The following is a 20252-nucleotide window of genomic DNA, read 5'->3' as shown; positions in this document are numbered from 1 at the left end:
GGATGCCTCCCCCGGGTGTCCACGGTCACTCCACCCCCAGCAGCCAGGGAAAGGTCGGCTGACCCCCGTCGAGCCGCACGACCTCCACGTCCGGGTGCTCGGCCAGCACGTCGTCGAGCACCGGGTCGAGGTCCTCGGCGTCGGACCGCTCCCCCCGGACCACCGTGACCACCTCGGCCGCCGGGTGCCACAACTGGTCCAGCACCGGTGCGGCGACCTCCGCGGCCCGCTCGCCCACGGCCACCACCGTCCCGTCGACCAGGCCCAGCCACTGCCCCCGACGCACCCTCCCCACGGGGGTGTCGGCGTCCCGGTCGGCGGGCGTGAGCGCCCCGGAACGTACTCCGGCGGCCGCCTCGGCCATGGCCGCCACGGTCGGACCGGGCTCGGCGTCCGGGTCCAGCACCGCGAGCGCGGCCAGGCCCTCGACCACGCTCGTCGTCGGGAGGACGTCGACGACGAGGCCGCCGGACCTGGCCTCCTGGGCGGCGGCGCGGGCGACCATGACGGTGTCGGGGTCGTTCGGGAGCAGGACCAGGTGGGCGGCCCGCGCGCCCCACAGGGCCGAGAGCAGCTGGCCGGCGGAGGCCCGCCGGCGGGGCCCGGAGGGCACGACCTGGGCCCCCGCCTCCGAGAACAGCGCGTGCAGGCCGGGACCCAGCGCGCACACGACCACGTCCAGCCGGTGCTCCGTGGGGTCCGGGTGGTCGGACGTGAGCCCGGGTCCCCCCTCCTCCGCCGCTCCGCGCTCCCCCTGCGGGTGCCCGTCCCCGTCGGCCGGGCCCTCCTGGACCGACCGGCCGTCGGTCAGGGAGGTCAGCCGCACGTCCTCGACCTGCCCGGCCGAGCTTCCCGCCTCCACGGCCGCCCTGGGGTCGCGCAGGTGGACGTGCACCCGGTAGTCGTGCGGTCCTCCCGCGACCGCGACCGAGTCCCCCAGCCGGCCCAGGTGGGCCCGCAGCCGGTCGGCCCGACCGGGGTCGCTGCCGGTGAGCAGGTACATCACCTCGACCTGGTCGGTTCCAGCGGCGGCCAGGCACCCGGGAGCACCCGCGCCGGCGCCGTGGTCCCCCGGGACCCTCCGCCCGCTCGAGCCGGTCGAGGACGCCGAGCCCGTGGTGGGCACCTCCCACCACCGGGGCAGCTCGGACACCACGACGTGGGGACGTTCCTGCAGGACCGCGTCCAGAGCCTCCACGACGACGACGAGACCGGCACCACCGGCGTCGACCACCCCGGCGGAGCGAAGCTCGGGCAGCTGCTCGGGCGTCCGGGCCAGGGCCACCCGGGCCGACTGGAGGGCGGCGGCGACCACGTCCGCGACCTGGGTGCCGCCCGCGTCGACGACACCTCTGGCCCCCTCGGCAGCGGCCGTGGCCACGGACAGGATGGTGCCCTCCACCGGGGCCGCGACCGCGTCCCACGCCGCCCCCGCCGCCGTCTCGAAGGCGACCGCCAGGTCGACCGGCCCCGCCACGCGCACCCCCGGTCCGACCGACTCGGCCAGTCCCCGCGCCAGCTGCGACAGGATGACCCCGGAGTTGCCCCGTGCCGACAGGAGCATCCCGCGGGCGATGAGGGCCAGCCCCTCGTCCAGCCGCTCGGTGCCGGCACCCAGCTCGAACTGGCCGCGGACGAAGTCCAGGGCACCGTCCATCGTCAGGTACATGTTGGTCCCGGTGTCCCCGTCGGCCACCGGGTAGACGTTGAGGGCGTCGATCCGTTCCCGGGCCGAGGCCAGCATCGACCTCGCCGTCACCGCCCACCGGCGGGCGGTGACGAGGTCGAGGACGGGAGGCGGCACGTGCCCAAACTACCTGTCCGGCCCCGTCGTGCCCGGCGACCTCCCACAGCCCGGCCGTGTCCGGCAGGATCTGGCGCCTGGCGGCGATTTGGGCACCGCCGCGCCCCTCCGGTACGCTGACGAGGTTGCCCGGCGGCGACGTGCGACCCGACCTCGCCCCCGCTCGCCGGCACGACGACCATCGCACCGACCGACACCAGGAGTACACCGTGGCTGCCACTTGCGACGTCTGCGGCAAGGGACCGAGCTTCGGTCACAGCATCTCGCACTCCCACCGCCGCACCAAGCGCCGGTGGAACCCGAACATCCAGCGCGTCCGCGCGATGGTGGGTGCGACCCCGAAGCGCCTCAACGTGTGCACCTCCTGCCTGAAGGCAGGCAAGGTCACCCGCTGACCGCCCGGGTCGTCCCGCGACCCGATCCACCGGAGCCGGCCGCACCCCGAGGGTGCGCGCCGGCTCTCGTGCGTCCGGACCACGTGCGTCCGGATCCCTGCCGGCGGGTCCTCAGCCGCCGAAGTGGTCCCAGCCCCCCGCCGACGGGTCGAGCCGTCGGCCGTCCAGCCACACGCCGGACGCGCCGGCCCCGCGCCCCGGCCCCGGTCCGCCCCCGGCCTCGCGCACCCGGCCGAGCCGCGACCAGCCGTCCGGCAGGTGCGCCCCGGGCGCAAAGGTGGCGAGCAGCTCGTGCTCCTCGCCGCCCACGAGCACCTGTGCCCGGGCCTCCGCCGGACCCAGGGCCGGCACCAGCCCCTCGGCGAGACGGCCCAGGGCCGCCGGGTCGAGCTCGAGACGCACCCCGCTGGCCCGGGCGACCCGGTCGGCGTCGCGCACGAGCCCGTCGGAGACGTCGATCATGGCGCGGGCACCGGCCCTGGCCGCGGCCGGTCCCTGCGCCAGGTCCGTCGTCGGCCGGCGGTGGTGGCGCAGCAGCCGCTCCTCCTGCGCGTCGCGGCCACGGGTCACCCCGCGCTGCAGCAGCAGCAGCCCGGCGCCCGACCGGCCCAGGGGTCCTGAGACCGCCACCACGTCGCCCGGCCGGGCGCCGCTGCGCAGCACCGGTGCCCCCACCCCGTCGCCCAGCTCCCCTAGTGCGGTCACGGACACGACGACCTCCTCCGCCCCGGCCGAGGACAGGTCTCCCCCCACGACCGGCACGCCCGCCCGGGCGGCGGCCAGCGCGGTCCCGGCGACGAGCTCGCGCACCCAGTCCACGGCCAGGTCCTGCGGCGCGACGAGGGTCACCAGCAGACCGGTCCCGCGTCCCCCCATCGCCGCCAGGTCGGCCAGGTTCTGGGTGACGACCTTGATGCCGACGTCCTCCCCCGAGGACCACGCGTCCCGCCAGTCGCGGTCACGAACCACGGTGTCCGTGGTCGCCAGCACCGAGCCCGACCCTACGGTCAGCAGGGCCGTGTCGTCACCGGGGCCCACGCGCACGGCCCCGTCCGGCAGGTCGGCGTAGGCGGCGAACACCTCGGCCAGCAGCCGCCCCTCCCCGAGCCCCGCCAGGGTCGGGCCACGGTCCTGCGGCTGCGCTCGCTGCTCCATACCCGTCCCTCCGTCGTTCCGCTGCCGCTGGCACGGTAGCCTGCGCACGTCCCGTCCTGGAGGTGCACCGTGATCAAGGCCTACATCCTCGTGCAGACCGAGGTGGGTGCTGCGGGGCAGGTGACCGCCGCCGTCCGCGCCCTGCCCGGTGTGCGCAGCGCAGAGATCGTCGCCGGCCCCTACGACGCGGTCGTCGTGGCGGAGGCACCGACCGTGCAGGCCCTGGGTCGCGAGGTGATCGCCGCCGTGCAGGAGGTCCCGCGCATCACCCGGACGACCACGTGCACCGTCGTCGAGTTCTGAGGATCCTCCCGGTCCTGCTCACCGTCACCGCCGTCCTCGCCGCGTGCGGGGAGCAGCCCGTGCGCGCCACGCCCTTCGAGCGGTCCGACTCCCCCGCGTGCCGCGCGGTGGCCGAGCACTGGCCCGCGACGGTGGGCGGGCTGGAGCCGAGGGTCACCGCCGTGCAGTCGCAGGGGGTCGCCGCGTGGGGCGAGCCCCCGGTCGTGGCGCGCTGCGGCAAGGCCGCGCCGGGCCCGACCACCGACCCCTGCATCGACGTCAGCGGGGTGGACTGGGTGGCGACCGAGCTGGAGGACGGGACCATGTTCACCACCTACGGCCGCGACCCTGCCCTGGAGGTGCTCGTCCCCTCCGAGCACGGCACCGCCCCGCTCCTGCTGCCCGCGTTCGAGCAGGCGGCCCGGCAGGTGCCGCAGACGGCGGGCCGCTGCGTGGCCGCCTCCGACGCCGGCGGCTGACGCGCCGGCTGCGGCTAGCGCAGCCCGAGCGGACGGGCCAGGGCCAGCTGGAGCAGCTCCTCGACCAGCTCGGGGTAGGACAGGCCGGTGGCGGCCCACGCCTGGGGGTACATGGAGAACGGGGTGAACCCGGGCATCGTGTTGATCTCGTTGAGCACGACACCTCCCTCGGGGGTCACGAAGCAGTCCACGCGTGCCAGTCCCTCGCACCCGGCCGCCTCGAAGGCCGTGCGCGCCACCCGGTGGATCTCCTCGCGCACCGAGGGGGCGACGTCGGCCGGCGCGGTGATCCGCACGCTCGCCTCGTCGAGGTACTTGGCCTCGAAGTCGTAGAACTCGTGCCCTCCCCCGGTCACGGTGATCTCGCCGCACTCGCTGACCCTCGGCTCGTCGGTGCCGCGCCCCTGGAGAACGCCGCACTCGATCTCCCGGCCCGCGACCCCCTGCTCGACCAGCACCTTGGGGTCGTGGGTGCGGGCCTTCTCGACCGCGGCCTCCAGCTCCGCCGGGTCGTCGACCTTGTGGACCCCCACCGACGACCCCGCCCTGGCCGGCTTGACGAACACCGGGAACCGCAGGGCGCGGGCCGCCTCCAGGCAGGCCTCCCGGTCCCGCCGCCAGGCCAGGTCGGTCACGACGGTGTAGGGACCGACCGGCAGCCCGGCCGCGCTGAAGACCACCTTCATGACGTGCTTGTCCATCATCGCCGCGGAGGCCAGCACCCCGCAGCCGACGTAGCGGATGTCGGCCAGCTCCAGCAGGCCCTGGATGGTCCCGTCCTCGCCGAACGGCCCGTGCAGCAGCGGCAGCACGACGTCGACCACGCCGATCTCCGTCGTCGACCCGTCGTCCTCCACCAGCCGCCACACGTGGTCCACCCCGCCCAGGGGCACCATGACCTGCCGGCCGGTCCCGGGCACCTCGGGCAGCCGGCCGTCGCGGATCTCCAGGGCCGAGGGGTCGTCGGGGACGAGCACCCAGTGTCCCTCCCGGGTGATGCCGATCGGCACGACGTCGTAGCGGTCCCGGTCCAGGGTCCGGAGCACGCTCGCGGCGGTCGCGCAGGAGATCGAGTGCTCCTCGGAGCGGCCGCCGAAGACGACGGCGACCCGGGGCAGGGCGACCCGGGTCTCGGTGGAGGGCGCGGCGGGGGCGGGGGGCTGGCTGTCCATCGCGCCCGAGCCTAGTGGGCGCCTACCGGCACGAGGGTATGGCGCGCCTGCGCCGCTGCTCGGGCCCGTCCTCGGGCCCGTCCTCAGGCCGGGCCACGGCCGGCCCGGCGGAGCCGGTCAGCCGCGTTCGTGCTTGCGCGCGCGCGACATGAGCGCACCCGTGAGCTGCTCGGGGCTCAGGTGCCCCTCCACCACGGCGGTCACGCCCTGGCAGATCGGCATGTCGACCCCGTGCCCGGCCGCCAGGTCGACCACGGAGCGGCACGAGCGCACGCCCTCTGCGGTCTGGTGGGGCACGGCCACCATCTCCTCCACCGACCGTCCCTGGCCCAGGGCCACCCCGACCCGGTGGTTGCGCGACAGCGGAGACATGCACGTGGCGATGAGGTCGCCGACGCCCGCCAGCCCCATGAGCGTGGCCGGCTCGCCTCCCAGCGCCTCGCCGAGCCGGCTGATCTCGGCCAGGCCCCGGGTGATGAGCGAGGACTTCGTGTTGTCCCCGTAGCCCAGCCCCTCGGCCATCCCGACCGCGAGCGCGATGACGTTCTTGACGGCGCCGCCGATCTCGGCGCCCACGACGTCGGTCTGGGTGTAGGGCCGGAAGTAGGGGGGCGCGATCATCGCCGCGACCCGTTCGGCCGCGGTCAGGTCCGTGCCGGCGACGACGCTGGCCGCCGGCTGGCGGGCCGCGATCTCCTTGCTGAGGTTGGGTCCGGAGACGACGACGATCCGGTCGCGGTCCACGCCCGAGGCCTCGATCACCTCGCTCATCCGCAGCCCGGTGCCGCGCTCGATCCCCTTCATCAGGGAGACGACGAGGGCGTCGGCGGGAATCACCCCCGACCAGCGGGTCAGGTTCTCCCGCAGGCTCTGCGAGGGGACGGCGAGGACGACCACGTCGACCCCCTGCGCCGCCTCCGAGGGCTCGGTGGTGGCCGTCACGGCCGGCGGGAGGGCGATCCCGGGGAGGTAGTCGAGGTTGGTGTGCCGGTCCCGGACGGCGGAGGCGACCTCCTCCCGCCGCGCCCACAGCGTCACCGGCGACACCCCTCCGTCGGCCAGCACCTGGGCGAAGGCGGTCCCCCAGCTCCCGGCCCCGAAGACGGCGGCCCGGGTCACCGTGGCTCCTCGGCGTCCGGCGTCACCGGGCCGGCGCTGCCACCGGACCTGGTCGCCGGGTCGTACGGCACGGCGGGGGCCGGTTCGCCCCGGAGCTCGGCCACGATGGCGGTGACCGCCGCCATCACCCTGCCGGTCGCCTCGGCGTGGGCACGTGGGTCCTCGGCACGTCCGTAGAGGTCCGACAGGTCGACGGGGGGACCCGCGGCGACGTGCTGCACCGGCCTGCGCAGCAGGTTGCCGGGGCGCCGCGCGTAGCGCCCCAGCACCTCCTGGGCACCCCACTGCCCCACCGGGACGACCGGGGCACGGCTGGTCAGCGCCAGGCGGCCCACACCCGGCTTGGGCCGCATGGGCCACAGCTGCGGATCGCGGGTCAGGGTGCCCTCGGGCATGATCGCGATGCACTTGCCCTCCACGAGCGCCCGTCGGGCCTCGTCCAGGGCGTCCTTGGCCTGGGTGCTCCGCCGACGCACGGGGACCTGCTCCAGGTGCCGCAGCGCGGGACCCAGCAGCGGCACCTCGAAGAGGGAGGACTTGGCCAGGAAGAAGGGAGGGCGCCCGTGGTCGACCAGGTAGTGCGCCAGCATGAACGGGTCCACCTCGGAGTAGTGGTTGCTCGCCACGATGAAGCCTCCGGTCGGCGGCACGTGCTCCCCGCCCGACCAGGAACGACGGGTGATGCCCATCAGCACGGGTCGCACGGTGGCGATGACGGCGCGGTAGGACCAGGGGATCGGTTGGCGGGCGGGCTGACGGGTCACGGCGACATCTTGTCACCCACGCCGAGGCGTCCACCAGAATGGCCGGGTGCGGACCACCCCTGACGACGACCCGGTGCGGTGGCGGCTGGTCGTGCCCGTCAAGGACGCCCGTCGGGCCAAGTCCCGGTTGAGGGGCACCTCCCCCGCCGTGCGGGCAGCCCTGGCGCGCGCGATGGCGCTGGACACCCTGGAGGCTGCCGCGACGGCGCTGGGGGCCGGGTCCCTGGTGGTGGTCACCTCCGACGACCCGGTGGGTGCCACCGTCCGGTCCTGGGGGGCCACGGTGCTGACCGATCCCGGGCGGGGGCTGAACGAGGCGGTGCGCGCCGGTCTGGCCGGTTGCGCCCCCGGGCAGGTCGAGCCCGGCACCGGATGGGCCGCGCTCCTGGGTGACCTGCCGGCCCTGCGTCCGCGCGACCTGCTCACCGCCCTGGCCGTGTGCGCGCGGCACCCGTCCGCGGTGGTGCCGGACGCCGCGGGCAGCGGGACGACCCTGCTGACCTCGACGCGCCGTCCGCCGACGCCGCGCTTCGGCCCGGGGTCCGCGGCCCGGCACGCGCAGGACGCGGCGCTGCTGGCCCTGCAGCTCCCCCGGCTGCGGCAGGACGTGGACGTGGCTGCGGACCTCGCCCGGGCGTGGGCGCTGGGGGTGGGGGCCCGCACGCGTGGTGTCCTGCGCGGGATCGGACGAGGGGACGGACGCCTACAGTGACCTCATGCAGGCCAGCGTGCACACCTTCGACCTCACGAGCCGGTCCGGCTCCGTCCTGCTGGACACCGGGCGCAGGCTGCCGTTCGACGAGGAGGTGTTCCTCGCCAGCGGGCTGCGCCACGTCCGGGTGGGCCAGCGGGTCAGCGTCGAGGTGGAGCCGGCCGATCCCGAGCAGCCCGACGCCCGCCTCAGCCGCCTGTGGATCGTCGGGATCGGTGAGGGCGAACCCATCCGCTGAGGCTCAGGACCCCTTCTTGCTCTTCTTGCCCTTCTTGTCCTTCTTCCCCTTCTTGTCCTTCTTGCCCTTGCCCTTCGCGCTCTCCTTGGCAGCCTTCCCGCCCCTGCCGTCGTCGGAGCCCTTGCCCGAGCCCTTCGCCCCGGTCCCGACGCCGGCCACGACGTCGTCGTTCTTCACTCTCGCCAGCTGGGCCTTCTTGGCCGTGATCATCCCCATGGTGATGTCCTGGCCTCCTGAGCGTCCCCGCCCCGCGGTGGGAGACGTCGTCTCCCCCGACCCGCCGTCCGGCGCGTCCTGAGCGCCCCCGCGGCCGGCCCCCCGCTCCGCGCCGGTGGACGCCGTGTCGCGCCCGCGGCTCGCGCGCACGGTCGGAGGAGTCCCGCTCGCGGCCCGTCGACGACGGGTGCCCGGGGTGCGGCCCTCCTCCTCCGTGGGGCCCGGTGCGCCCGGTCCGGCGCCCGTCCCACCCTGCTGGGCACCCGTCCCGCCCACCTGCTGGTCGTCCGGGCGGTCCTGGCGTGCCGACCGGCGCACGCTGTTCGGGCGGCTGGTGGGTTCCGGCTCGGCCATCTCGCCGTGACTGCCCACCCGGACACCGGCCAGACCCTCGGTGGGCAGCCGCTCCGGGTCGGCCACGACCTCCTTGAAGTAGGCACCGGGACGGAAGCGCGGTGAGCTGGTCGCGGCGATGGGCACCGGCTCCCCCGTGTGCGGGTTGCGGCCGGTCCTGGGCGCCCGGTCGACCTTCTCGAAGGTGCCGAACCCGGTGATCCCCACCGACCCGCCGGCGGAGACCTCCCGCAGCACCGCGTCGACCAGTGCCTCAACCGCCATCGCGGCGAGCTGACGCCCACCGAGCCGGGGCGCCAGCGCCTCGATCAGCTCCACCTTGTTCATCGCACTCTCCTCGCCGTGGGACCGGCGGGACGGCCGCCCGTCGGAATGCGTCACGCTACGCCGGTGGGGGCCCGGTGTCGATGCGGGACACCCGATCCGGTGCCCCAGCCCGGAACGACGAAGGACCCCCACCAGGCGAGTGGTGGGGGTCCTTCGTCCTGCGTAGCCCCGACGGGATTCGAACCCGCGCTACCGCCTTGAGAGGGCGGCGTGCTAGGCCACTACACAACGGGGCCGTGCTGTCCGGCGCGTGGCGCCGACCCGCAACCTTACCCGAGAGGCAGGCGCGGAGCGAAATCGACCGGGGTCGACCTGCGCTGGGGTACCAGGACTCGAACCTAGACTAACTGAACCAGAATCAGTCGTGCTGCCAATTACACCATACCCCAAGGGGTATCGCCGCCAGCCTTTTCGCAGGCGGTGAACCGAGGAGTTACCTTACCGTGCTCCCCGGCCGGACCCAAATCGCCGGTGCCCGCGCAGCCTCACACCTCGGCGCGGAGTCGGCGCAGCCGCGCGAGCGTCTCGTGCTTGCCGAGGATCTCCATCGACTCGAACAGCGGCGGGCTGATCCGCTGTCCGGACACGGCGGTGCGCAGCGGCCCGAAGGCGAAGCGGGACTTGAGCCCCAGCCCGTCCACCAGGGCCGTCCGCAGGACCTCCTCGATCCTGGCCGCCGTCCACTCCACGCCTCCACCCAGCGGCTTGGGGTAGGCCCCGGAGATCTCCTCCAGCGCAGCCGCAGCGGCGTCCAGCACGGTGCCCGCGTCGTCCTTGAGCTGGGCGCGGGCGTCGTCGGCGATCGGCAGCTCCTCACCACGGACGTAGAACGGCGCCACCAGCGGGACCGCCTCGGAGAGCACCTGGACCCGGGTCTGGACGAGCTCGGCCACGGCCTCCAGGCGGGCGAGCTCGCCCATCCCGGACTGCGGACCCAGGACCCCGGCCGCCCGGAGCACCGGCAGCAGCCGGCTGGTGAACTCGGGCAGGGGCAGCATCCGCACGTGGTCGGCGTTGATCGCCTCGGCCTTCTTCTGGTCCCAGCGGGCCGGGTTCGGGTTGACGTCGCGCACGTCGAAGGCGGCGACGAGCTCGTCGGGGGTGAAGACGTCGCGGTCCGGGCCGATCGACCAGCCCAGCAGCGCGAGGTAGTTGATCATCCCCTCGCGCACGAAACCGCGATCCCGGTGCCGGAAGAGGTCGGACTGCGGGTCGCGCTTGGACAGCTTCTTGCTGCCCTCCCCCAGCACGAGGGGCAGGTGGCCGAAGGTCGGCACCCGCTCGGCCACCCCGATCTGCACCAGCGCGCGGTAGAGGGCGATCTGCCGCGGCGTGGAGGAGAGCAGGTCCTCCCCGCGGATGACGTGGGTGATCCGCATCAGCGCGTCGTCGACCGGGTTGACGAGGGTGTACAGCGGCTGCCCGTTGCCGCGCACCACGACGAAGTCGGGCACCGACCCGGCGCGGAAGGTCACCTCGCCCCGGACCAGGTCGGTGAACGTGATGTCCTCGTCCGGCATCCGCAGCCGCAGCACCGGCTCCCGGCCCTGGGCCCTCAGCGCGTCGCGCTGCTGGGCGCTCAGGTCCCGGTCGTGGTTGTCGTAGCCCAGCTTGGGGTCCCGCCCGGCGGCCCGGTGACGCGCCTCGACCTCCTCGGGGGTGGAGAAGGACTCGTAGACCAGCCCGGCGTCCACCAGCTGACCCACCACCCGGTCGTGGACGTCCCGGCGCTCGCTCTGCCGGTAGGGGCCGTGGGGCCCGCCCACGCCCGGGCCCTCGTCGTAGTCCAGGCCCAGCCAGGCCATGGCCTCCTGGAGCTGGTCGGCCGACTCGGTGCTGTCCCGGGCGGCGTCGGTGTCCTCGAGGCGGAAGACGAAGGTGCCGCCGTGGTGCCGGGCGAAGGCCCAGTTGAACAGGGCGGTCCTGGCCATCCCCACGTGCGGGGTACCGGTCGGGCTGGGGCAGAAGCGCACCCGCACGTCGGAGCCGGTCACCTCGGCGTCGACCTGCTCGGACTCGTGCGGCGCAGCGGGAACGGGGTTCGTCGTCATGGTGCGGTCAGACTACCGCCGGCCCGTCGCCCTCCAGCATCACCGTGGTGATGCTCTCCTGCACCCAGGAGAGGAAGTCGTAGTAGGCCATCTGCTGGGCGGTCGCCGGGTCCAGCTCCGCCTCCCCCGCCAGGGCGGCCTCCAGCTGGTCGTGCAGCCGTTCTGAGTCCTCGTCCGTCCGCAGACCCAGCCGCTCCCCCAGGATGAGCCGGACGTCGGTGAGGGCCACGGCCAGGGCGTGCGCCCCGGCGTCGTCGAGCGACACCTCGGGCGGCTCCGCCTCCTCCAGCGCCGCGACCGCCGTGGCGATCGTGGCGGCCTTGCGGGTGCGCAGGCCGTGCTCGGTGAGCCGGCGGAACTCCCGGGCCTGCTCGTCGTCGTCCCGCGAGGCCGGCGGGAGCAGCCTGGCCAGCGCCGGGTCCGAGGGCTCCTCCGGGTCGACGTCCTCGCCGAGCCCGGCCACCAGGTCGAGGAAGGGGTCTCCGCTGCCGGGGCGCTCCGGGGCCACGAAGTCACGGGTGAGCCGCAGCACGTGCAGCACCACCTCGACCTCCTCGGCGTCGAAGCCGGCCACGAGCCTGCCACCCACCCGCCGGAACGCGGTCGCCATACCCGGGCCTATCCCTGGTCCGCGTGCTGGAAGGTGGCCCAGAGCCCGTAGCCGTGCATGGCCTCGGTGTCGGCCTCGACCTGCTCCCGGCTGCCGGTGGAGACCACCGCGCGGCCCTTGGTGTGCACGTCCATCATCAGCTTCTCGGCCCGGGCCCGCGGATAGTGGAAGTGCGCCTGGAAGACCCAGGTGACGTAGCTCATGAGGTTGACCGGGTCGTTCCAGACCAGGCACACCCAGGGGGTGTCCACCTCGGGCCGGTCCAGCACGGCCACCCCGCCCTGCTCCCGGGGCGAGGTCCCGGGGCCGGCCGGAGGAGAGGGCGGTGGTGGGACGTCGACGGGCACCCGTCCACTGTAGGCGGCCTGCGCCGGGGGCTCTACGCTGATCGGGTGAACCCGAGCACGGCCCTGCTGACGGACCACTACGAGCTGACGATGGTTCAGGCAGCCCTGGCGAGCGGCCACGCCGACCGCCGGTGCGTCTTCGAGACCTTCGCCCGCCGCCTTCCGGACGGGCGCCGCTACGGCGTGGTGGCCGGGACCGGCCGGATCCTGGAGGCGCTGCGCGACTTCCGCTTCGACGAGGAGGCGCTGTCCTTCCTCGAGGAGCGGCGCGTCGTGGACGGACCCACCCTGGAGTGGCTCGCGGACTACCGCTTCTCCGGGGACGTCTGGGGGTATGCCGAGGGCGAGGTCTACTTCCCCGGTTCACCGGTGCTCGTGGTCGAGTCGGGCTTCGCCGAGGGCGTCGTGCTGGAGACCATGGTCCTGTCCGTCCTCAACCACGACTCCGCGGTGGCCTCGGCCGCCTCCCGGATGACCGCCTCCGCGCACGGGCGGCCCTGCATCGAGATGGGGTCGAGGCGCACCCACGAGCAGGCCGCCGTGGCCGCGGCGCGCGCGGCCTACGTGGCCGGGTTCGCCTCGACGTCCAACCTGGAGGCCGGCCGCCGCCACGGCGTCCCCACGGCCGGGACCGCCGCGCACTCCTACACGCTGCTGCACGACGACGAGCGCGAGGCCTTCGCCAACCAGCTGGCCAGCCTCGGGCTCTCCACGACCCTGCTCGTGGACACCTACGACGTCGGGGCCGCGGTGGAGCTGGCCGTGGAGCTGGCCGGCCCCACGCTCGGCGGGGTGCGGCTGGACTCGGGCGACCTGGTCTCGCAGGCGCACGAGGTGCGCGAGCAGCTGGACGCCCTGGGGGCCACCGGCACCCGGATCGTGGTCACCTCCGACCTCGACGAGTACGCCATCGCCGCGCTGCAGGTGGCCCCGGTCGACGCGTACGGCGTCGGCACCCGGGTGGTCACCGGGTCGGGCCACCCGGCGGCCGGCATGGTCTACAAGCTGGTCAGCCGGGAGGGTGCGTCGGGCCGGATGGAGGGGGTGGCCAAGGCGAGCGCCGACAAGGCCTCCGTGGGGGGTCGCAAGTACGCCCTGCGGCGCCGGGGGCCCGACGGCACCGCGCAGGCCGAGATCATCGGGATCGACGAGCAGCCGGGCGACGACGGGGACGACCGCCCCCTGCTGACCCCCCTCGTACGGACGGGCGAGGTGGTGGCCCCCACCGACGCCGGCACCGCAAGGGCCCACCACGAGACCGCCCGTGCCGAGCTGCCCCAGCGGGCCCTGCGGCTCTCGCACGGGGACCCCGCCATCCCGACCACCTACCTGGACGACTGGAGCTGAGGACCATGAGCCGTGCACTGATCATCGTCGACGTGCAGAACGACTTCTGCGAAGGAGGGTCGCTCGCGGTGGACGGCGGGGCGCAGGTCGCCGCCGACGTGGGCGAGCACCTGCGCCGGCACGGGCAGGACTACTCGGTGGTGGTGGCCACCGCCGACTGGCACGTCGACCCGGGCGACCACTGGTCCCAGGACCCGGACTACCGCACCTCCTGGCCGGTCCACTGCCGCGCCGGGAGCGAGGGTGCGCAGTTCCACCCCGACCTCGCCCCTGCGCTCCAGCACGTCCAGGCCGTCTTCCGCAAGGGCGAGCACGAGGCGGCCTACAGCGGGTTCGAGGGCAGCACCGAGGCGCACGGTCGCACGACCGGACTGGCGGACTGGCTCACCGAGCGGGAGGTCCGCGGTGTGGACGTGGTGGGGCTGGCCACCGACCACTGCGTCCGGGCGACCGCCCTGGACGCGGTGGGGGCCGGCTTCCGGACCCGGGTGCTGGCGACCCTGTGCGCCGGGGTGGCCCCGGAGACGACCCGCAACGCCCTGGCCGAGCTGAGGGACGCCGGGGTCGAGGTGGTCGACGGGCCCTCCGCCTGACCGGGAGCGACCGGGGGGTCAGCTCGTCGAGAACACCTCGTCCGAGCCCTCTCCTCCTGCGTGCAGGGCCCGGCTCCACGAGCCGGCGTAGACGCCGTCGTCGACGGCCCGCCCGGCCTCACCGAGCTCCAGGGGCCGGAAGGTGTCCACCATGACGGCGGTCTCGTCGAAGTACTCCACGCCCAGGGACGCCTCGGTGGCCCCGGGCTGCGGCCCGTGGGCGTGTCCGCCCGGGTGCACCGAGATCGACCCCTTGCCGATCCCGCTGCCCCTGCGCGCCTCGTAGTCCCCGTCGACGTAGAACATGATCTCGTCGGAGTCCACGTTGGAGTGGTAGTACGGCACCGGGACCGCCAGGGGGTGGTAGTCCACCTTGCGCGGCACGAAGTTGCAGACCACGAAGTTGTGGCCCTCGAAGACCTGGTGCACCGGCGGTGGCTGGTGGATCCGCCCGGTGATCGGCTCGAAGTCGCGGATGTCGAGGGCGTAGGGGTAGAGGCACCCGTCCCAGCCGACGACGTCGAACGGGTGGTAGGGGTAGGTGTAGACCGTCCCGACCAGCCCGCCGGAGGAGTGCTCTCCGGAGCCGCGGTGCTTGATGAGGACCTCGGTCGGGGCGTCCGGGTCGGCGCCGACGTCCTCGGCCAGCAGGGGTCCCTCCGGACAGCGCAGGTCGCGCTCGCAGTAGGGCGCGTGCTCCAGCAGCTGGCCGAACCTGGAGAGGTAGCGCCGGGGCGGTCCGATGTGGCTGTTGGCCTCGATGACGTAGGCCCGCAACGGCTCGACCCAGCCCTCGTCCCCCTCGACCACCGGCAGCCAGCGGTGGGTCGTGGCGCGGGGCAGGACCAGGTAGTCGCCCTCGGCGACCTGGAAGGAGCCGAAGACCGTCTCCACCCGGGCCGCACCCCGCTCGACGTAGACGCACTCGTCCCCGATGGCGTTGCGGTACAACGGGCTGGGGGTGTCGGCCACGACGTAGAGCAGCCGGACGTCGGCGTTGCCCAGCACCAGCCGGCGGCCGGTCACCACGTCCACGCCCTGCTCGAGGACCGGCCCCGCGCCGTCCCCGGCGTCGGCGTCGGCGTCGGCGTCGGCGTCGGCGTCGCTCCCGGCCCGGACGAACAGGTCGTGCAGCTTCAGGTGCCGCGGCAGCAGCGGGTGGTTGGGCACCGTCGACATGTCCCCCAGGTCCCACACGCGGGCGTCGGCCACCGCCGAGGGGATGTTGCGGTGGTAGAGCAGCGAGGAGTCCGAGGAGAAGCCCTCCTCCCCCATGAGCTCCTCGGAGTAGAGCCTGCCCTGGGGGTCGCGGTGCTGGGTGTGCCGCTTGGGCGGCACGTCGCCCGTGCTGCGGTAGTAGGCCATCGGCGGCTCCGTTCGTGGGTGGTCGCGGGGTCGTGCCGTGCCGTCCGGGCGACCCCGACTGGGGGTGGGCCGGCCGGACGACGGTGTCCTCGCCCGTCACTGTGCAGTAGCCTCCCGGGCATGTCAACGAGGACACCGCCCCGCAGCCTGTTCCGCGGGCTCGTCGACGACGCAGCGGTGTTCCCTCCCGGGAACGCCCCCGTGGCCCGGGCGTGGGAGGAGCACCTGCGGCTGCGCCGCGAAGGGTATGCCGACCTGCTGGGTCCCCTGCTCGTGGGCACCGGCCACGCCGCCGGGCTGGCGCAGGTCGCCGGTGAGGAGCAGGACGGCGCGCCCGTGGCCGTGGCCGTGGTCTGCCGGCCCGGGACGCCCGTGGAGGAGCTCCTGTCCGCCGTCGCGCGCCTGCGGGTCGTCGCGGCCGTCCGGGTGGTGTCCGTGGAGACCGCCCTGGACCCCGCCGGGTCCTGGCGGCGGGCGCTCGACCTCGAGGTCCCCGTGGCCGTCGAGGTCGGCCCGGACCCCGGCGGGATGCCCCGGGCCCTCGACGCTCTGGCCGCGGCGACCGGGCCGGCCGGGAGGGTCCTGGCCAAGCTGCGCACCCAGGCGACGCCGCAGCAGCCGGTGCCCGCGCCGTCGGAGCTGGCTGCCTTCCTCGTGGGCGCCGACGCCCGCGACCTGCCGGTCAAGCTCACCGGCGGGCTCCACCACGCGGTCGCCCGGGGCACGGCCGGGGGCGCGCCTCCGGAGCGCCACGGTGTCCTCAACGTCCTGGTCGCGGTCGCCCGGCTCATGGACGGGGCCGACGAGGAGGCCCTGGTCGAGGCGCTGAGGATCGAGGACGCCGATCGCCTGGTCGGGGCGCTGACGTCCGAGGACGCCGCCCCGGACGAGGCGGCGGTGACGCGGCTGCGGCACAGGTTCCGGTCCTTCGGCTGCTGCGGCGTGACCGACCCGCTCGACGAGCTGGCTGCGCTGGGGGTGCTGACCCGGTGACCGCCCGCTTCCCCTCCCCCGGCGTCGGGCGGGTCCACCGGCCCGCCCCGCGCGACACCCACCCCGTCCCCCCTGGAAGGACCCCATGAGCCGCTCCCCCCTCGACCTGCCCGCCGACCACCCCTACGGCACGGACCACCTGCCCTACGGCGCGGTGTCGCGGGCCGGGTCCCAGCCCTGGCTGGCCGTCCGCGTGGGTGACTCCGCGCTGGACCTGGCCGCGGTCACCCGCGGCACGCCCTGGTCGGAGGCGCTGTCTGGACCGGTGCTGAACCCCTTCCTGGACCTGGGCCCCCGGGCCTGGGCCGGGCTGCGGTCCTGGCTCCAGGAGCAGCTCGTCGACGAGCGGGGACGGGCCCTGCTGGAGCCGCACCTGCACGCTGTCGACGGGCTCGTTCCCCACCTGCCGGTGGCCGTCGCCGACTACGTGGACTTCTACGCGGGCGAGCACCACGCGACCAACGTGGGCCGGATCTTCCGCCCCGACGGGGAGCCGCTGACCCCGAACTGGAAGCACCTGCCCATCGGCTACCACGGCCGGTCCTCCACCGTGGTCGTCAGCGGCACCGACGTCGTCCGTCCGCGTGGCCAGCGCAAGGGCAAGGACGACCCGGTCCCGGTCTTCGGACCCTCCGTCCGCCTCGACATCGAGGCCGAGCTGGCGTTCGTCGTGGGTGGGGGGACCTCCCTGGGCACGAGCGTGCCGGTCGACGAGGCCACCGGCCACCTGTTCGGGGTCGCCCTGTTCAACGACTGGTCGGCGCGGGACGTGCAGGCCTGGGAGTACGTCCCGCTGGGCCCGTTCCTGGGCAAGTCGTTCGCCTCGTCCATGGCGGCCTGGATCACCCCGCTGGCGGCCCTGGAGCGGGCCCGCGTCGCGCTGCCGCCGCAGGACCCCGAACCGCTGCCCTACCTGAGCGGACGCCCGGAGAACCTCTTCGGGCTCGACCTGACCATGGAGGTCCGGCTGAACGGCACCCTGGTCTCCCGTCCGCCCTACCGCGCGATGTACTGGTCACCGACCCAGATGCTGGCGCACCTGACCGTCAACGGGGCCAGCCTGCGCAGCGGTGACCTCTTCGCCTCCGGCACGGTCTCGGGGACGCAGCCGCAGGAGCGGGGCTCCCTGCTGGAGCTGACCTGGAACGGCACCGAGCCGCTGAGGCTGGCGGACGGCTCGAGCCGCACCTTCCTGCAGGACGGTGACACCGTGACGATCACCGCGACCGCCCCCGGCCCCGCAGGAGGCGTCCTGCGGCTGGCCGAGGTGACCGGGACGGTGCGGCCCGCGACCTGAGGCGGGTCAGCGGTTGCGGACCACGTTGGTCCGGGCCGCCTTGTCGTGCAGCGCCTGCCGCTTGGCGTCCCAGAGCGGCCACAGGCCGTTGAGCAGCATGAAGACCTGGCCCAGGCCGTTGATCGCCGAGGGCCCCTGCCAGACCAGGCCCCGGACGGCGGCCGCGGCCCACGGGAGCTGGCCGGGCGTCTCGCGCAGCCGCACGCGCAGGCCGGTGAGCAGCTTGCCGACCGTCGCGCCGAGCAGGCGCAGCATCAGGACCTCGTAGGCCAGGCCCACGACCAGGCTGACCATGCTGACGCGCAGCAGCCCCGAGGCCAGCCCCTCGGGGATCTCGAAGGCCGACGACGGGTCGGCCGTCATGATCCAGGTCGTGTAGTCCTCCAGCAGGGTCGGGTCCACCAGCGGCAGGATGACGAAGCCCGTGACCAGGCTCAGCAGGATCCCGTCGACGATGCGGGCGAGCAGACGCAGGCCCCAGCCGGCCAGCGGCTGGCCGTCGGGGGTGGTGTCCCGGTGCTGCGGCTGCTGCCACCGGTCGTCCGCGCCCGGCATCGGCGCGGACCACCGGCCCTGCTCCTGCCCGCCCCACGCGGCCTGCTGCTCGCCGACGGTGGGGCCCTGCCCGCCCCAGACCTGGGCCGGCTGGTCGGCCGGGCCGGCCTCGTGGTGGGTGCCGGCCTGCCCGGCCTGGTCCAGGCCGGGCATCCGCTTGGGGCTGGTGTGGGAGCTCCACTGCACCCCGTCCCAGTACCGCAGGTTCTGCTCGTCCTCGGGGTCGTCGTACCACCCTGCTCGTTGGCTCATGCCCCCAAGCGTGCCACGACTCCTCAGAGGTTCCCGCGCTTCTCCTGCTCCCGCTCGATCGCCTCGAAGAGGGCCTTGAAGTTTCCCTTGCCGAAACCGAGCGACCCGTGCCGCTCGATGAGCTCGAAGAAGACCGTGGGACGGTCCTGCACCGGCCGGGTGAAGATCTGCAGCAGGTAGCCGTCCTCGTCGCGGTCGACGAGGATCCCGCGGGACTGCAGCTCCTCGATCGACACCCGCACCTCGCCGATGCGGCCGCGCAGCTCGGGGTCCTGGTAGTAGGAGTCCGGCGTCTGGAGGAACTCGATCCCGTTGGCGCGCATGTGGTCCACCGTCGAGAGGATGTCGTTGGTCGCCAGCGCCAGGTGCTGGGCGCCCGGCCCCTGGTAGAACTCCAGGTACTCGTCGATCTGCGACCTCCTCTTGCCGACGGCCGGCTCGTTGAGCGGGAACTTGACCCGGTGGTTGCCGTTGGCCACGACCTTGCTCATCAGGGCCGAGTAGTCGGTGGCGATGTCGTCGCCGATGAACTCGGCCATGTTTACGAAGCCCATGACCTTGTTGTAGAACTCGACCCACTCGTCCATCCGGCCCAGCTCGACGTTGCCGACGATGTGGTCCAGCGCCTGGAAGAGCCGCTTGGGCTCCCCGTCGCGCTTGACGTAGGCGGAGCTGCGCGCCACGTAGCCCGGCAGGTAGGGCCCCGAGTACACCGACCCGTCCGCGGTGACCCCACGACGCTGCACGAGGGTGTGCCGCGTCTCGCCGTAGGTGGCGATCGCCGCCACCCGCACCGTGCCGTGCTCGTCCTGCAGGTCCTGCGGCTCCTGAAGGACGGTGGCACCGATCGTGCGGGCGTGCGCGATGCACCGGTCGACGTCGGGCACCTCCAGGGAGATGTCCACGACGCCGTCACCGTGGCGGCGCACGTGCTCGTGCAGCGGGCTCTCGGGGTCCACGCCGCCCTTGATGACGAACCGGATGGACCCGGACTTCAGGACGAAGGCCTTGTGGTCGCGGTTGCCGGTCTCGGGACCGGAGTAGCCGATGAGCTCCATCCCGAAGGCGGACTGGTAGAAGTGCGCGGTCTGGGTCGCGTTGCCCACGACGAAGTGGATGGAGTCCCAGCCGGTCACCGGGAAGACGTCGGTGGTCTCGTCGTAGGGCACCAGCCCCACGAGCTGCTTGAGCTGGTCGAGCTCGAGGTGGGCCTCGCGCTCCTGGTCGGTCAAACGGACGTCGGTGTCGGTCATGGGTCCGAGCGTGGCCGGGAAGGGGTATGCCGTGCAAGGAACCCCGGCGTGGGTGGTCGATCTGTCCAGCGCCCGGGCCGATCCGGTCGGCATCCTGCACACTGTGACCATGGCCGACCACGTCGACGAGTTGGACGCCCACCTGCTGACACTGCTCGAGGAGGACCCGCACGTGGGCGTGCTGGGCGCCTCGCGCCGGCTGGGGGTCGCCCGCGGCACCGTCCAGAGCCGGCTGGACAAGCTCGTGGCGCGCGGGGTGATCCGCAGCTTCGCCCCGCAGCTGGACCCGGTCGCGCTGGGCTACCCGGTGACGGCCTTCTGCACCCTGGAGATCCGCCAGGGCACGGGAGGGGGGCCGGTCGTGGAGCACGTCGGCACCATCCCCGAGGTCCTGGAGGCGCACACGATCACCGGCCCGGGAGACCTCATGATCCGGGTGGTCGCCCGGGACAACGCGGACCTGCAGCGGGTGATCGACCTCGTCGTGGCCCACGAGATGGTCGAACGGTCCGCGACGGTGATCTGCCTCTCGACCCGGATCCCCTACCGGACCTCGCCGCTGGTGCCCTGAC

General features: G+C 74.1%; 22 protein-coding genes and 2 tRNA genes. 10 read left to right on the top strand and 14 right to left on the bottom strand.

Translation table 11 applies throughout. From position 1 onward, the window contains the following. Positions 1 to 25: 25 nt before the first annotated feature. Positions 26 to 1804 carry a DAK2 domain-containing protein gene (locus ACWHYA_RS10370; protein ID WP_425941316.1) on the bottom strand — a complete coding sequence of 593 codons (1779 nt, stop codon included), beginning with the start codon at positions 1802 to 1804 and terminating at the stop codon, positions 26 to 28. A gap of 209 nt (positions 1805 to 2013) precedes the next feature. Here ACWHYA_RS10370 and rpmB point away from each other — a divergent pair, with 209 nt between their 5' ends. Beyond that, positions 2014 to 2199 carry a 50S ribosomal protein L28 gene (gene rpmB / locus ACWHYA_RS10365; RefSeq protein ID WP_084617151.1) on the top strand — a complete coding sequence of 62 codons (186 nt, stop codon included), beginning with the start codon at positions 2014 to 2016 and terminating at the stop codon, positions 2197 to 2199. Positions 2200 to 2310: 111 nt separating this feature from the next. Here rpmB and thiL read toward each other — a convergent pair whose 3' ends face one another. Further along, positions 2311 to 3354 carry a thiamine-phosphate kinase gene (thiL, locus tag ACWHYA_RS10360; protein WP_425941318.1) on the bottom strand — a complete coding sequence of 348 codons (1044 nt, stop codon included), beginning with the start codon at positions 3352 to 3354 and terminating at the stop codon, positions 2311 to 2313. A gap of 69 nt (positions 3355 to 3423) precedes the next feature. Between thiL and ACWHYA_RS10355 the strand changes: the two genes are divergently transcribed. Both ACWHYA_RS10355 and ACWHYA_RS10350 read left to right on the top strand, forming a co-directional pair. Further along, positions 3424 to 3657 carry an Lrp/AsnC ligand binding domain-containing protein gene (locus ACWHYA_RS10355; protein ID WP_425941320.1) on the top strand — a complete coding sequence of 78 codons (234 nt, stop codon included), beginning with the start codon at positions 3424 to 3426 and terminating at the stop codon, positions 3655 to 3657. Next, complete coding sequence (locus ACWHYA_RS10350; protein WP_425941322.1) at positions 3636 to 4115, top strand: DUF3515 family protein; 480 nt, start codon at positions 3636 to 3638, stop codon at positions 4113 to 4115. The genes ACWHYA_RS10355 and ACWHYA_RS10350 overlap by 22 nt, the downstream gene beginning before the upstream one ends. Positions 4116 to 4129: 14 nt before the next feature. Here ACWHYA_RS10350 and ACWHYA_RS10345 read toward each other — a convergent pair whose 3' ends face one another. The 3 genes from ACWHYA_RS10345 to ACWHYA_RS10335 form a co-directional block, all read right to left on the bottom strand. Continuing rightward, positions 4130 to 5287, bottom strand: a complete 1158-nt coding sequence (locus ACWHYA_RS10345) for a D-alanine--D-alanine ligase family protein (RefSeq protein ID WP_425941324.1) — start codon at positions 5285 to 5287, stop codon at positions 4130 to 4132. A 117-nt stretch (positions 5288 to 5404) separates the two neighbouring features. Beyond that, on the bottom strand, positions 5405 to 6406 hold the full coding sequence (locus ACWHYA_RS10340) for an NAD(P)H-dependent glycerol-3-phosphate dehydrogenase (RefSeq protein WP_425941326.1): 1002 nt from the start codon (positions 6404 to 6406) through the stop codon (positions 5405 to 5407). After that, the gene (locus ACWHYA_RS10335; protein ID WP_425941328.1) at positions 6403 to 7170 is read right to left on the bottom strand and encodes a lysophospholipid acyltransferase family protein; all 768 of its coding nucleotides are present in this window, start codon (positions 7168 to 7170) and stop codon (positions 6403 to 6405) included. Before ACWHYA_RS10335 ends, ACWHYA_RS10340 begins: the two co-directional genes overlap by 4 nt. Positions 7171 to 7216: 46 nt before the next feature. On the opposite strand from ACWHYA_RS10335, the gene cofC reads away from it, so the two are divergent. Further along, a complete protein-coding gene (gene cofC / locus ACWHYA_RS10330; RefSeq protein ID WP_425941329.1) occupies positions 7217 to 7882 on the top strand; it encodes a 2-phospho-L-lactate guanylyltransferase in 666 nt (221 codons plus the stop codon). 4 nt (positions 7883 to 7886) lie between these two features. After that, positions 7887 to 8120 carry a hypothetical protein gene (locus tag ACWHYA_RS10325; protein ID WP_425941331.1) on the top strand — a complete coding sequence of 78 codons (234 nt, stop codon included), beginning with the start codon at positions 7887 to 7889 and terminating at the stop codon, positions 8118 to 8120. A gap of 3 nt (positions 8121 to 8123) precedes the next feature. Here the strand turns inward: ACWHYA_RS10325 and ACWHYA_RS10320 are convergent, their stop codons facing one another. The 6 genes from ACWHYA_RS10320 to clpS form a co-directional block, all read right to left on the bottom strand. Beyond that, positions 8124 to 9017: an HU family DNA-binding protein gene (locus ACWHYA_RS10320; RefSeq protein WP_425941333.1), complete on the bottom strand. Its 894-nt coding sequence runs from the start codon at positions 9015 to 9017 to the stop codon at positions 8124 to 8126. Positions 9018 to 9180: 163 nt separating this feature from the next. After that, positions 9181 to 9253: transfer RNA gene (locus ACWHYA_RS10315), tRNA-Glu, on the bottom strand. A gap of 81 nt (positions 9254 to 9334) precedes the next feature. Continuing rightward, positions 9335 to 9406, bottom strand: a tRNA-Gln gene (locus ACWHYA_RS10310). Positions 9407 to 9502: 96 nt separating this feature from the next. Further along, entirely contained in the window at positions 9503 to 11068 is a 1566-nt protein-coding gene (gene gltX, locus ACWHYA_RS10305; protein ID WP_425941334.1) for a glutamate--tRNA ligase, read from the bottom strand. Positions 11069 to 11075: 7 nt separating this feature from the next. Further along, positions 11076 to 11678 carry a DUF2017 family protein gene (locus ACWHYA_RS10300; RefSeq protein ID WP_425941336.1) on the bottom strand — a complete coding sequence of 201 codons (603 nt, stop codon included), beginning with the start codon at positions 11676 to 11678 and terminating at the stop codon, positions 11076 to 11078. Between the two features lie 8 nt (positions 11679 to 11686). After that, entirely contained in the window at positions 11687 to 12025 is a 339-nt protein-coding gene (gene clpS / locus ACWHYA_RS10295; protein ID WP_425941338.1) for an ATP-dependent Clp protease adapter ClpS, read from the bottom strand. 45 nt (positions 12026 to 12070) lie between these two features. On the opposite strand from clpS, the gene ACWHYA_RS10290 reads away from it, so the two are divergent. After that, a complete protein-coding gene (locus ACWHYA_RS10290) occupies positions 12071 to 13372 on the top strand; it encodes a nicotinate phosphoribosyltransferase (RefSeq protein WP_425941339.1) in 1302 nt (433 codons plus the stop codon). A gap of 5 nt (positions 13373 to 13377) precedes the next feature. Continuing rightward, the gene (locus ACWHYA_RS10285) at positions 13378 to 13965 is read left to right on the top strand and encodes an isochorismatase family protein (protein ID WP_425941341.1); all 588 of its coding nucleotides are present in this window, start codon (positions 13378 to 13380) and stop codon (positions 13963 to 13965) included. An 18-nt stretch (positions 13966 to 13983) separates the two neighbouring features. Here ACWHYA_RS10285 and ACWHYA_RS10280 read toward each other — a convergent pair whose 3' ends face one another. After that, complete coding sequence (locus tag ACWHYA_RS10280) at positions 13984 to 15330, bottom strand: homogentisate 1,2-dioxygenase (protein ID WP_425941342.1); 1347 nt, start codon at positions 15328 to 15330, stop codon at positions 13984 to 13986. A gap of 120 nt (positions 15331 to 15450) precedes the next feature. On the opposite strand from ACWHYA_RS10280, the gene ACWHYA_RS10275 reads away from it, so the two are divergent. Together ACWHYA_RS10275 and fahA are read left to right on the top strand one after the other, a co-directional pair. Beyond that, on the top strand, positions 15451 to 16323 hold the full coding sequence (locus tag ACWHYA_RS10275) for a hypothetical protein (protein WP_425941344.1): 873 nt from the start codon (positions 15451 to 15453) through the stop codon (positions 16321 to 16323). A gap of 85 nt (positions 16324 to 16408) precedes the next feature. After that, the gene (gene fahA / locus ACWHYA_RS10270; RefSeq protein WP_425941346.1) at positions 16409 to 17620 is read left to right on the top strand and encodes a fumarylacetoacetase; all 1212 of its coding nucleotides are present in this window, start codon (positions 16409 to 16411) and stop codon (positions 17618 to 17620) included. A 6-nt stretch (positions 17621 to 17626) separates the two neighbouring features. On the opposite strand, the gene ACWHYA_RS10265 is transcribed toward fahA, so the two are convergent. Both ACWHYA_RS10265 and hppD read right to left on the bottom strand, forming a co-directional pair. After that, complete coding sequence (locus ACWHYA_RS10265; RefSeq protein WP_425941348.1) at positions 17627 to 18427, bottom strand: RDD family protein; 801 nt, start codon at positions 18425 to 18427, stop codon at positions 17627 to 17629. A 23-nt stretch (positions 18428 to 18450) separates the two neighbouring features. Next, positions 18451 to 19680 carry a 4-hydroxyphenylpyruvate dioxygenase gene (gene hppD, locus ACWHYA_RS10260; protein ID WP_425941349.1) on the bottom strand — a complete coding sequence of 410 codons (1230 nt, stop codon included), beginning with the start codon at positions 19678 to 19680 and terminating at the stop codon, positions 18451 to 18453. 109 nt (positions 19681 to 19789) lie between these two features. Between hppD and ACWHYA_RS10255 the strand changes: the two genes are divergently transcribed. After that, on the top strand, positions 19790 to 20251 hold the full coding sequence (locus tag ACWHYA_RS10255; RefSeq protein WP_425941822.1) for an Lrp/AsnC family transcriptional regulator: 462 nt from the start codon (positions 19790 to 19792) through the stop codon (positions 20249 to 20251). Position 20252: the final 1 nt, after the last annotated feature.

It is taken from the genome of Ornithinimicrobium carbonis, from assembly GCF_977012275.1.
The sequence above is the reverse complement of the archived record's forward strand: the minus strand, read 5'-3'. Positions and strand labels throughout refer to the sequence as shown.

Bases quoted from the DNA above. Each gene is read 5' to 3' on its own strand.
- thiL (WP_425941318.1), bottom strand. From the start codon at position 3,354: ATGGAGCAGCGAGCGCAGCCGCAGGACCGTGGCCCGACCCTGGCGGGG.
- ACWHYA_RS10345 (WP_425941324.1), bottom strand. From the start codon at position 5,287: ATGGACAGCCAGCCCCCCGCCCCCGCCGCGCCCTCCACCGAGACCCGG.
- ACWHYA_RS10325 (WP_425941331.1), top strand. From the start codon at position 7,887: ATGCAGGCCAGCGTGCACACCTTCGACCTCACGAGCCGGTCCGGCTCC.
- ACWHYA_RS10320 (WP_425941333.1), bottom strand. From the start codon at position 9,017: ATGAACAAGGTGGAGCTGATCGAGGCGCTGGCGCCCCGGCTCGGTGGG.
- gltX (WP_425941334.1), bottom strand. From the start codon at position 11,068: ATGACGACGAACCCCGTTCCCGCTGCGCCGCACGAGTCCGAGCAGGTC.
- ACWHYA_RS10300 (WP_425941336.1), bottom strand. From the start codon at position 11,678: ATGGCGACCGCGTTCCGGCGGGTGGGTGGCAGGCTCGTGGCCGGCTTC.
- ACWHYA_RS10285 (WP_425941341.1), top strand. From the start codon at position 13,378: ATGAGCCGTGCACTGATCATCGTCGACGTGCAGAACGACTTCTGCGAA.
- ACWHYA_RS10280 (WP_425941342.1), bottom strand. From the start codon at position 15,330: ATGGCCTACTACCGCAGCACGGGCGACGTGCCGCCCAAGCGGCACACC.
- ACWHYA_RS10275 (WP_425941344.1), top strand. From the start codon at position 15,451: ATGTCAACGAGGACACCGCCCCGCAGCCTGTTCCGCGGGCTCGTCGAC.
- fahA (WP_425941346.1), top strand. From the start codon at position 16,409: ATGAGCCGCTCCCCCCTCGACCTGCCCGCCGACCACCCCTACGGCACG.
- ACWHYA_RS10265 (WP_425941348.1), bottom strand. From the start codon at position 18,427: ATGAGCCAACGAGCAGGGTGGTACGACGACCCCGAGGACGAGCAGAAC.
- hppD (WP_425941349.1), bottom strand. From the start codon at position 19,680: ATGACCGACACCGACGTCCGTTTGACCGACCAGGAGCGCGAGGCCCAC.
- ACWHYA_RS10255 (WP_425941822.1), top strand. From the start codon at position 19,790: ATGGCCGACCACGTCGACGAGTTGGACGCCCACCTGCTGACACTGCTC.